Below are 11,521 nucleotides of genomic sequence, written 5' to 3'. Positions count from 1 at the left end.
TCTTTCTCTTTCCGTTTCGGTGTGCGGTAAGCCGCGCGAGCGACTACCACATCACACCCTTATTGATAATCATTATTGTTATCAAATAGGCTAGGGGGCGCAAGTACCGCAAGGAAAGGAAAGTCATGACAGCACTCACACGGCGTGCTGCGGCGGGGCTGGCGGGCGCAATGGCGGCGCTGCTGGCCGGGTGGGGAGCATTCCTTCCTGCCGCGCAGGCCGCCCCGGACACGCCCCCGGCATCGCCCGCGCAGGCGGCTCAACCCACCGTCCTCACCTCCGGGCATATGGATCTCTTCAATATCGCCGCGGGGGCGGACGGCAGCATTTCCCTCAACCTCAAAGAAGACGCCACCGGAACCGGAGTGGAGCGCGCGCCAGAAGAAACCGTGATCGGCGTGGCGGAAAAAGCTTTTACTACCAGATCGGCAGCGGTTCCGCAGCTGGGTACACCCGGCTTTCTACTTGACCAGGTGCAGCAGGCCGGAATTGTCTGGCCCGGCTGGGATTCCGGGGCGGCGCGCCAGCTGGGCGGCACCGCGGTGCGGTTCGTGGTGGAACAGCTCGACGGCCCCGGAAAAGTGTTCCTATGGGAAACGAATCTCGCCACCCTCAACCCGATCTTGCGCGACGCCTCCGGCGCTCCGAATTTCCAGATGGGGCAAGGCAGCGTTATTACCCAGCCCGAACCGGCGCACCAGCACGCCAACTGGCTCTTCTCCGCGCCCGGCACCTATCGCATGACGGTCCGCGCCGAAGTGGACACCCCCGGCGGCACCCTGACCGCGCCCGCCCGCACCTATACCTGGGCGGTGGGCGACGCCGCGATTGCGGCCGCTCGCGGTGGCGAGCACGGCGGTTCCGGTAACGATTCTGGTAGCGGCTCCGGTCATGGGAACGACGGCGCCGCGGGTACGCCGGGAGACTCCGCCGCCCCGGGCAGTGGATCCACCCCGGGCGCGGGCGATGGAAGTACCGGCCCGGCTCCGAGCGGCACCCCGACGGCCGGAACCGGCGGTGCGAACGGTGCGAACGGTGCGCCGGGTACCGAGGCGCCAGGCGGCACCACGCAGGCTCCAGCCGGTCAAGGGCCAGCCGGTCAAGCTCCCCAAGCGCCCGGACCGGCCGCGCCCGCTGGCCAAGCGCCCGCCGCGCCGATCTGCATCCCCACCCCGGTGGAGCGCGCCGCGAGCGGGGGTGCCAGTGGTTCGTATACGATCCCGGCCAATACCCACGTGCACCCCAATTGGGTCTTCACCCAGCCGGGCACCTACACGGTGGGCCTGGCTCTGAACGCCACCGCGAAGGACGGCACCCGCCTATCCACCACCACAAGCCTCACTTTCAATGTGGGGGGAAGTGGCACCGCCAATAGCGGCCATTACGACCTGGGTGCCGTGGTAGACGGCGGGCAGCTGCGCGCCGCCGTCAAGGACGATAATTCCGGGCAGTGGCTCGATCCGGCTTCCCTGAGCTTCGGGCTGGGGGAGGCCGCGGCCACCACCGCCCCGGCCGGCATAGATTTCGTGGCCGGCGCCGGCGAGCGCATCTACATGATTTCCTCCAGCCAGGTTTCCGGGGTGCCGTGGCTGGGTGCGAATACCCAGCATCCCAGTTTCCGGGAGGCCACCACCGGTGAACTCACCCTGAGCGTGACCAGCGTGTCCGGGCCCGGCAAGATGGCCGTATTCGAATCGGGTACCTTCGGGCAGCTGGTGGGCCAGCAGTGGTTCGGTTCCAGCGGCGGTGGGACCGAAACGGTGTGGGAAGGCCGCACCGCGGACGGTCAGCCGTGCGAGCTATCCCCCGAGCAAATCGCCCAGCTGGAACGCGAAGGTAAAAAGCTCGGGAATAACCTCGCCCATTCCGGTTCCGAAGTTATCGACCCGCTCTCGGTCACCCTGGCGCTGCTCTGCGTGGGCGGAGTGGTGCTCTACACCCGCAAACGGGCCTAGCCTATGATAGGGGCAGCGTCCGCGTCGGTGCCGCTGGCGGCGGCCGGGCGCGGAACACCCAGTCAAGATACGAGCGGAAAGCGCGGGATACTTATGAAGATTTCAATTCTGGTGGGTAGTTTGCGGCGCGGATCCTACGCCCGCAAAATCGCGAGCGAAGTGGCCGGCTATTTCCCCGAGGGCTACGAGGTGGAGATTGTGGAGATCGGTCACCTACCGCTCTACAACTTCGATTACGACGACGCCGCTGTGACGGACGTACCCTTGCCCGAAAGCTATACCCGCTTCCGGGAAACCATTAAGGCTAGCGATGGCATCCTCTTCGTCACGCCGGAAAATAATCGCACCGTGCCGGCCTGCCTGAAGAATGCCGTAGATATCGGCTCCAAGCCCAATAGTGATGTGGCTTGGAAGAATAAGCCGGCCGGCATTATCAGCCATTCGGTGGGGCGCATGGGCGGCTACAGCTCGCAGAAGAATCTGCGCCTTGCCCTCTCCTACTTCGATATGCCCATGCCCGGGCAGCCCGAAGTATTCCTGGGGCGCTCCCCGGAGCTCTTCGATGAGTCCGGCAAGCTGAAGGCCGATACCGCGGACTTTGTGCGCGGGTACATTGACCGCTTCGTGGCTCTCGTCGAGAAGAGGTAAATCTCGCGAATCACCAAAGTGCACCCCCGAGTTGGCTCTCCGCCGGCTCGGGGGTGTTTTGTGTGGCCGGGTGCCGGTGGGGAAGGAGCGGCGTCGTCGTTATGACATACACCACTACGGCGAGCCTTAAGTCCTAGACGCTCGCAATGCGACACTATATCTAGTGGTCGAAATTTAGGTGACCACAATATCTAGTGTTTTGATGAAAATTGGAGAAGTCATGAGCGCACCCGATGGACGGCATTACACCCTGCGTTCTTTCATGCCGCCGCAGTACATCCAGCATCCCGAGGGGCCCTTCCGGCCGATCAACTGGAATTACGTCCCGGAGGAAAAGGACTTGGAGGTGTGGCGCCGGCTCACCGCGAATTTCTGGCTGCCGGAAAAGGTGCCGCTCTCCAATGACCTGCCTTCCTGGCAGCGGATGAACGACGTGGAACAGACCCTCGTTATGCGCGTCTTTACCGGGCTGACGCTGCTGGATACCGTACAGGCGAGTATTGGTGAAATTAGCCAGATTCAGGACGCGCATACCGAACACGAACAGGCCGTGTACGCCAATATCGCCTTCATGCAGGCCGTGCACGCGCGCTCGTATTCCTCAATTTTCTCCACCCTGGCCTCGAGCGCCCAGATTGAGGAGGCTTACACGTGGGCGGTGGATAACCCGCTGCTCCAGCAACGGGCCCGGGCGGTGCTGGAACACTATGTGGGCGACGACCCGCTCAAGCGCAAGGTTTCCTCCACCCTGCTCTCCTCGCTGCTGCTGTACGCCGGATTCTTCCTGCCCCTCTACCTGTCCTGCCGCGGCAAGCTCATGAATACCGCGGATCTTATTCGCCTCATCCTGCGCGATAAGGCGGTGCACGGCTACTACTCCGGTTACAAATACCAGCGTGGCCTGGAGGAATGCAGCGAGGCGCGGCGCGCGGAGATGAAGGAATTCACCTTCGAGCTGCTCGAGAAGCTCTACCGGATGGAACTCGACTATTCGGGTGAGCTGTACGAGCCGGTGGACCTTATGGACGACGTCGCAATTTTCGTCCGCTACAACGCCAACAAGGCGCTTATGAACCTGGGCTATCCGGCGCGCTTCAGCGGGGAAGAAACGCGGGTAAGCCCGGAGATTCTTACCGCGCTCTCCCCGGCCGCGGATGAAAACCACGATTTCTTCTCCGGTTCCGGGTCGTCCTACATTATTGGGGAGTCGGAAGATACCACCGACGAGGACTGGGAGTTCTAAAGGGGTGCTGGGCGCGGGGCCGCGGGACTGCGGGACGCAACCGCCGGGCGCCGCGGCCCTAAAGTCCCGGAGTGAGGATGTGACTGTTGGGGTGGCCTCCGGTGTGGATGTTGCGCGTGGGCGGCCGCCCCGACAAGCGACATGAAGGAGATATTGGGTACATTTTCTCGACTGAAGTCGCAGGTAGGCGCCGTGGTTCTGAATAAGCATGCACGCGCGACGGTGCGGCGCTACGCGGGTTTGCGGCCACCGGCACGCCCGTGTTTTCGCCCCTGTTTCACGGGACTTTAGTACTGCCTGGGCGGGGTGGGGGTTATCTGGACGCTATCGCCCCTAGCGGAAAGTATTATTATTCAGGCCGCTGGGAGGCGGGGTTGGGCTGCGTTGTGCATGTTGAAAAGGCGTCGTGCGGCGGTGCTGCCTACGTAAATGGAGTGGGGCTGGGGTACTAAAAACCGCGCGCCACCGCGGGTTAACACTTGGTGAATACCTTTGAAACGGATTGATAAAAAGCTAGTTATTCCCGCGGGGGAGGGCTTGTTCCGCTGGGGTTTATATAAGGTTACGTACTGAATAATTGAATATGGCTTCTTGTGTTAGGCTCAGAAACTGTTTAGGCGATTTCGCTGACCGAGTCAGTTGAATTGCGGGGGGGGGGGGGGGTGCACACCACCGCTGCCCTCACACCATTCACGTGCGCGTCACCATCCACCCAAACCATACATATCCCTACTAAATGGACCGATCTACACAACGGGACTAAATGGAACCCAACCTACTAAACCGTAACCAACACATTTTGTCCTATAGCCCGCGGTACGCACCCACACCTCGTTAAAGCTGATGTGCTTTCGAAGCGGTCGGGCATCCGCCTACCGCTTGAGGTATCGCGGCCGGATGCCTCGGCAGTACAGTGCCGCGCATAATCCTGCCGCTACACACATGCCGGCAGCGATAAGCCACAGCGAGGGGCTATTGCTCCGCGATTGCACCAGATTCCAGGTGCTCTCACGATCAGGCGCAAAAGCTGCGCTCAGGAACACCAGCACCAGGGGAAGCGCCCACATGAGGCGTGCGCCGAAGAAGTAGGCACTCACGATTCCAAGTGCCAGCCACGCAACGTGAAGGCGGAGTAGGCTGAGCCCGGCAGAGTCGTGAGTAAGCAGCACGAGAACTCCGGTTAATGCCGCAGTAGCGCTGGCGATTCCGCACCCTACCGTCAGCAACATACCCGCCGGAGCTTTGCCGTAGTAGTCCTTTTCCTCACGCGGGGCGATGATACTGAGGAGGGCCAAGGGTATGCAGAAGGTGAGCATACGGCCGAGCGGCGTTGTCCCACCTGAGACCCACGAATGGAAGGTGTGGTCTTCCCCGAGTAAATAGATAGCGATGAGTGCGGCGAGGGTGATACCGAATGTCTTCAAAGCCCGGTGAGCGCGAAGGTAGATGAGCCACGGGTGTGAGGGCATCGTGCTACCTCTCTAAATCAGCAACAGATGCTGCATACGTCGCCTGAGCCCAGGCGCGCTGTTCCGCCTCTGGTAGCGCAGTGATTGCTCGCGCGCGTTCCACTGTCGCGGAATCATGACCGTCGGCAATAAAGGAACTATCTGTTTTATTCGGGGCGCCTCGCATCATGAGCCACACGGTAAAATCTCCACGTGCAACTTTGCCAGCATCGGTATTCGAACGTTCAACGTAGCTCGGATTCGTGAGGGGATATACCAGCGCCGTGACGAGCATGCTTTCGTCATCCATATCCGCGCTCGAAAAGTTCAAGGTTAGCGCGCCATCATGATTACCGTTGAGGGCGAATTCTTCGAAGGTATCCAAGACTGGCATCCCTTCGGGGATAAGTGGCAGGATGCGGTCGCTGATATTCGTGAATGTTCTCAAAGCGGGTTCGTGTTCTTTCCATACGCACAGGAAAGGTTGAGACGTGGTGCATACCTGGCCGGCGCCGCGGCGCTGGCTCGGCTCCGGGAAGAGTGTGCTGGCGGCGATGAGGGTAGCAACAGCAATAAAGACAAATATCAAGCTGCCCACACTTTGCTTTTTATGCCAGCCGGAACGCCGGGGAAGGAAAAGCGCGGGGATGAAGGCCAGTGCTGTCACTGCAATAAGGGCGTAGAGCTGGGGGAGTGATACCTCCATATAGGGTTCTAGCACCGTATATTGTGTGGTGAACATGGCAATGCCCAGCATTACCCCGAAGCTTCCCACTGCGAGTACGGCGCTAGATGTATCTATTCGCCCGAGCATATGGCCAATAAGTACCCCCAGGAATCCGAGGCATAGGTACCCGATGATCGGATGAATATTGACCGGCGCGAGCTCCTCGCGTGTCATGGTAGTTATCCCTAGGGCGGCGCCACTGAGCACCGCTCCCGTGAAGAGGATGGTGACGAGTCCCGGCATCAGCGCGCTGACGTTCTGCATGAGCACGCGACGCGGGGAATACGGCACCCACGTGGGAAGATCTACTGCACGGATTCGTTCGGAGTGAATTGCCTGCATCGCAGAAACCATCGGCATCCCGAAAATAAAACCACAGAGAGCGTAATTTGCCGTGGCACTCGTATAGCCCAACCAGGAATCACGTAGGAGCCATAACGCTATCGCTCCGACTATCAGGGTGAGGAGCGCGCTGATGAGATGGGGGTGACGTTTGAGGTAGGGCCAGAAAATCATGACGTGCTCCCCTGTGGAGTTTCTCCGGCCAATACCGCCATAAAGCCCGCCTCCGCCAGGCTCATATCTCGCGTATCAGTGCCAGCGTGGCTACCAAGGCTTTCCAGTTCCGCCACCGTTCCCGAAAAACGGATAGTGCCCTGGTCGAAGACCAGAACAGTTTCGGCTACACGAACAATGTCCTCAATGAGATGGGTGGAGATGATGACGGTATCCGCCAGGTGCGCGCCGAGGAGTTTTCGAAATGTTACGCGCTGCACCGGATCCAAGCCGGCCGTTGGTTCATCAAGAAGTAATATCTGCGGGTCGCCCACTTTGGCGGCGGCCAATCCGGCTCGTTGCAATTGCCCACCGGATAGACTTCCCATTTTCTTATTGGCGAGTTCTTCAATATCGAAATCACGGAGGTTTGTGCGCACCGAGGTATCAATATTTGAGCGCGCCACGCCACGCACCCAGCCGATATACGAAGCGAATTCCGCAACAGTGAGCCTGGGATCGAATGTGATTTTTTGCGGCAGGTAACCGATGCTTCGCCCCAATTCGCGCCAGCTGGCTTTCTGGAGGGGTTTCCCGGAAATATAAACGCTGCCCTCGTGTGGCCGTAACTGCCCCGCTAAGGTACGCAATAAAGTGGTTTTTCCGGCACCGTTTGGTCCCAATAAAGCAGTGACCCCGGAGGGAAACTCCGCGTCAAGTCCGCTAAAGACGGGATTCGACGCGGAGTACCCCTGGGTTAGCTTCCGAGTGGTAAGCATGGCCCCCCTTCCGCCGCAGCTATTGAACTTTCGTGTACTCGCTAAGTCTATAACGTGACCTAGATTACATGCAATAGCCTAGGGTGATTATTTATTTCCGATCTAAACTTCTTTAGGGGAAAGCCCTGCTACATGGTTTTGATCAGGCTGAACGGGAGTGTGGATCTAATCTGCGTTCCTCTACTTGCGGTCCGGTGTGCAGCTTTAATTACGCGTAGCCAGCCGCGCATACTCCGCATCGCTCACCGGCTCAAGCCACTCGTTGGAGGTATCCGTGCCGGGAACTACCACAGCGAGGTGGGAGAACCAGCTATCGGGCGCGGCCCCGTGCCAATGCTTCGTACCCGCCGGCACATTAATAACATCCCCGGGTAGCATTTCTTCCAACGGCTGGCCCCATGCCTGGTGGTAGCCGCGCCCGGCCATGCAGATAAGGATCTGACCGCCACCGCTCGAGGCGTGGTGAATATGCCAGTTATTGCGGCACCCCGGCTCGAAAGTCACGTTGTACATGGGGGCTTGGCTGGTGGAAACCGGCGCGAGGTAGCTCTGGCCGATGAAATACTGGGCGAAACCGTCATTGGGTGCGCCAATCGGGAAGAGGCATTCGCGTGCGTGACGCTCCTTGGCGCTCAGCGCATCCGCGCCGGCAGCTTCAGCATCGCCACTCCAGACGTCTTTAGCTAGATTGAAAACCGCCCACGCCTTCGGCCAGCCCACGTACATGGCCGCGTGCGTGACAATGGCGGCGATTTCTTCCCGGGTCACCCCGTGATTCTTCGCGTTCTCCAGGTGATAGCGCAGCGAAGAATCCGTGATGCCGGAGGACATCAGCGCCACCACCGTGACCACGCATTTCGTTTTGAGAGACAAGGCGGGCTGATTCCACACCTGCCCGAAAAGAACATCGTCATTAAGCTCGGCAAAAAGTGGGGCGAAATCTCCCAGCTGGGTACGGCCCGCGGTTTGGGTAATTTTCTCGCTCATTCGAGATCATCTCCTTACGTCTATGGCCGACACCGTTGCCCAGCCAAAATCAGCCTACACCCCGGCGCGGCCGCTTGCGGGTGCGCCGGGGTGTAGGAGGGGTGGTGTGATGGCCCGGTCCGTGCGTAGGCGTGCTACTTGCGCCGGTGGCGTTCCAGGGCGACGCCGCCGCCCAGGCACAGGGCACACAAAGCAATAACGCCCATGATCTTCGCCAGGGTGCTCAGCTTAATGCTCCGATCCCAGCCGCTTGCCGAAGCGTCGGCATTCGCGCCAGCAGCCCCGGAGCCGCCGCCCGGACCTACCGCGCCATTCGGCATGCCCACAAAGGCGGAACCGGACGGCGCGCCGGCGTTAGGCGTGGCGCTCGCGGAAGGAGAAGCTGAGGGCGCGGCGGGCTTTCCGGCCGCCGGCCCGCCAGCCTTCGCCGGAGCGGGGGAGAGGGGGCGCGGTGCTCCGCCTCCGCCTGCTTGCGGTGCGCCACCAGCCCGGTTGCCCGTGAGGGTGGCTCCACCGCCCGGGTTTAACGGTGCGTCTCCATGCGGCGGCGGTACTTTCGCTCCGGGATTCTCCGGAAGCGGAGCGGGGGCGGGCGGCCCGGCCGGTGTTTGCGGCTTGGTTCCGGAATTATTTCCCATGCCGGGTATACCCGGCTGTGGATTCGGTTTTGGCGTGGTAGTACCTCCTGGAGTTTTGGGTGCGGAGGACGGCTGCGGTGCGGGAGTGGTGCCCGGCGTGGGCCCACCACCCGGATTGACGGTGTCGCCTGGGTTGCCGCCAGGGTTACCTCCGGGGTTTCCGCCAGGATTCGGCGCGCCACCGGGATTCCCACCCGGATTGGGATTCCCACCCGGGGTCGGATCTGTGGAGGGGTTATCCGCACCGCCCGGTTCGGGAGCGGTGGGATCACCGGGGATGCTCACGGTGCCCTGCTCGTAGCCGGAGATGGTCTCATCTCCAACCAGGAACACCAGGCGCTTGGCCCGAGCTCCGGGATCCGCCACCGGCGTCGCGGTGCCGCGCTCCGCCGCGGAAGCGGCGTCGTCGTCGTACCACACCCGCACTACGTAGACGCCCGGCTGCGTGAAAGCCCAGCCGGCGTGCTGGTGTGTGGGATCGGGCAGGTCAAGGGCGGTGCGTTCGGTATCGAAAAGCCGGTCCACGTTCCCGAAACCGCTCAGCGCGTAGGCGTGATACTGCGCGCCGGCGGGAATCGACTCCGGCTCCACGTGGAAACGCGTGGGCTTGCGGTAGCTCTCCGTGGACCACCCGGGCCAAATATGCGAACGGTCCCAGTTCTGAGGCAGCTGGTAGAGCCGGGTGCCCTCCGCGCCGAGGAAATTGAAAGCCGCGCCCTTTGCCCGCGGGGACTTGGCCGAATCGGGAACCGCCAGCGCCACGGTACTCACATCACGCTGCACCGAGGTGGTCGCGTGCTCAAGAGTATCGTCCTTGAGGGTAATTCCCGGGCCATTCTGGCCGGCCTGGCCCGCCACTGCCTGCAGATCCACGTGGCCACGCCGCAAGATGGTGCGCGACGGGGCGGGATTCGGCGTGGGCGCCGGTGCGGGAGCACTAGGGGACACCGAAGGCGTGGGTGCCGGTGCGGGCGGATTCGGCCCGGGGTTCGGCGCAGGGGCCGGGCCGGGCTCCGGTTGCGGCCCCGGTGCTGGATCGGGCTGCGGCCCGGGAGCCGGCTGGGTGCCGGTACCAATTGCGGGAGCCGCGGCGAGCCGCCCGGAATAGCTTTGCGGGCCGCTCAGGTTCATCGTGCCGAAATGCACATCGGCTGCCGCGCTCATATTCACGTCCGGATGCGGCTCGATGCTGAGCTTGAGATGGTAACCCTCGCACCACGCATCCCCCTGGGTCACGCTCGCCACGCCGCGCGAATCCGTCACCATATTCACTTCGCAATCCGGGTACTTATCCTCCGCTTTTGCGTAGTAGCCGCCGTGCACATGCGCGCGCACCTTCGGGTCCGCGAAAGCAACCGAGGTGGTTACGTTTCCGGTGGCCGTCTTTTCCGTGCGGACCGTGTAGTCGTACGACGACGGCGTATACTCTCCGCTCACAAAAGCCGGCGCCGGATCCTGCGAATGGGGCTCGGGCAGCTGCGCGGCACTCTCCGCGGTGGCGGCCTCTGCGGCCCCGAAAGTGTAGGAAACCGTGGCGGAAACCCAGCGCGCGCCAGTGGCGATGTTAGCTGCGGCGGCGCGGGTAGCGGAGGCGGTGCCGGTATCCCCGCCAGGAGTTCCACCTCCCGCCGTCGGCACAAAAACAGCCTGGAAATTCGAGGCACCCGAACCGATCATCTCCGCCCAGCGCGCCTTCCCCCTCTCTACCGGGACTTCCGCCAGGAAGTAGCCGTCCAGGAAGAACTGCACCTTCCCCTGCACCGTTTCCGAACCGGCATCGAAACGCAGCTCGGTGAGCTGATCATCGCCGTCGTGCTCGCGCCCCGCGTAGGGGGCGAGGGAGAAACGGTAGCCGGAGGTATCCCCGGTGGGGGCAGCGTTGAAAGCGGTGGCCAGATCGGGGCCCGCCTCCTTGGCCGGGCGGGTGCCACCCACCTGCCACACAAAAGGAATCTCCTGCGAGGCGATGATATTGCCGTCCACTCCGCGCGCGATGGCGCGATAGGTCAGGGTGTAGCGCCCCGGCTTGGTGAAAGCAGTTTCGTTATGGGTATGGCTGCCCGGTACCAGGTAAGACACCCGCCGCCCCGGCTCGTGGCTCGAGAAAAGCGGGAGGTAGAGGTCCATATTGGTCATAAAGGCTTCCATGCGCCCCGGACCGTCGAACTTGGTCAGCTCGAGTGCGAAGGTGCCGTTGCGGAATTGCTCCACGGGAATGGCTGCGTCCGCGCCGAAGCCGGCCCAGATGGGGAAGGGGCCGCTGGGCATACCCGGCGCGGAATACCAGCGTTCGGCCACGTTGCGCAGGTGTCCGTAAGCTTCGTTATCCGGGGGGAGGAAAATATACTGCTGCCCGCCCTTATTCGAGCCGCTGCGCGCGTAGCCGCGCCCCACCCAGTTGACGGTCTTTTCCAGCGGATACAGCTCGTCATAGGCTTCGTTTTTCAGCACGAACGTACCGTTTTCCCAAAAAACCTTGGGGGCGTCCACGTGCGCCGTCGTCGTGACAATCTTTCCGTCATCCGGGGCGGCCGCGGCTGCCGGGGCAATTCCGGCGGTGAGTGCGGCGGCGGCCAGGGCCGCGAGGAAGCGTCGTGCCAT

8 protein-coding genes are annotated in these 11,521 nt (G+C 62.1%); 3 read left to right on the top strand and 5 right to left on the bottom strand.

Going from position 1 to position 11,521, the window contains the following annotated elements:
* Positions 1 to 125: 125 nt before the first annotated feature.
* The 3 genes from ACTFPK_RS05445 to nrdF all read left to right on the top strand — a co-directional run bounded on the left by ACTFPK_RS05445 (position 126) and on the right by nrdF (position 3,846).
* Entirely contained in the window at positions 126 to 1,955 is a 1,830-nt protein-coding gene (locus ACTFPK_RS05445; RefSeq protein ID WP_439911294.1) for a choice-of-anchor M domain-containing protein, read from the top strand.
* Positions 1,956 to 2,048: 93 nt separating this feature from the next.
* On the top strand, positions 2,049 to 2,603 hold the full coding sequence (locus ACTFPK_RS05440) for an NADPH-dependent FMN reductase (RefSeq protein ID WP_431832217.1): 555 nt from the start codon (positions 2,049 to 2,051) through the stop codon (positions 2,601 to 2,603).
* Positions 2,604 to 2,805: 202 nt separating this feature from the next.
* Positions 2,806 to 3,846 (top strand): class 1b ribonucleoside-diphosphate reductase subunit beta, encoded by a 1,041-nt coding sequence (gene nrdF / locus ACTFPK_RS05435; protein WP_439911291.1) that lies wholly within the window; start codon positions 2,806 to 2,808, stop codon positions 3,844 to 3,846.
* Positions 3,847 to 4,718: 872 nt separating this feature from the next.
* Here the strand turns inward: nrdF and ACTFPK_RS05430 are convergent.
* The 5 genes from ACTFPK_RS05430 to ACTFPK_RS05410 form a co-directional block, all read right to left on the bottom strand.
* Entirely contained in the window at positions 4,719 to 5,315 is a 597-nt protein-coding gene (locus ACTFPK_RS05430) for a hypothetical protein (RefSeq protein ID WP_439911290.1), read from the bottom strand.
* 4 nt (positions 5,316 to 5,319) lie between these two features.
* A complete protein-coding gene (locus ACTFPK_RS05425; RefSeq protein WP_439911289.1) occupies positions 5,320 to 6,537 on the bottom strand; it encodes a DUF7224 domain-containing protein in 1,218 nt (405 codons plus the stop codon).
* Positions 6,534 to 7,295 (bottom strand): ABC transporter ATP-binding protein, encoded by a 762-nt coding sequence (locus ACTFPK_RS05420; protein ID WP_439911287.1) that lies wholly within the window; start codon positions 7,293 to 7,295, stop codon positions 6,534 to 6,536. The genes ACTFPK_RS05425 and ACTFPK_RS05420 overlap by 4 nt, the downstream gene beginning before the upstream one ends.
* 204 nt (positions 7,296 to 7,499) lie before the next feature.
* Positions 7,500 to 8,282 (bottom strand): carboxymuconolactone decarboxylase family protein, encoded by a 783-nt coding sequence (locus ACTFPK_RS05415; protein ID WP_439911286.1) that lies wholly within the window; start codon positions 8,280 to 8,282, stop codon positions 7,500 to 7,502.
* 134 nt (positions 8,283 to 8,416) lie between these two features.
* On the bottom strand, positions 8,417 to 11,521 hold a 3,105-nt coding region (locus ACTFPK_RS05410; protein WP_439911285.1), incomplete at its 5' end, for a choice-of-anchor M domain-containing protein.

Origin of the sequence: Actinotignum sp. UMB0459 (genome assembly GCF_051905915.1) — a bacterium.
GTDB lineage: Bacteria > Actinomycetota > Actinomycetes > Actinomycetales > Actinomycetaceae > Actinotignum > Actinotignum sanguinis.
The sequence above is the reverse complement of the archived record's forward strand: the minus strand, read 5'-3'. Positions and strand labels throughout refer to the sequence as shown.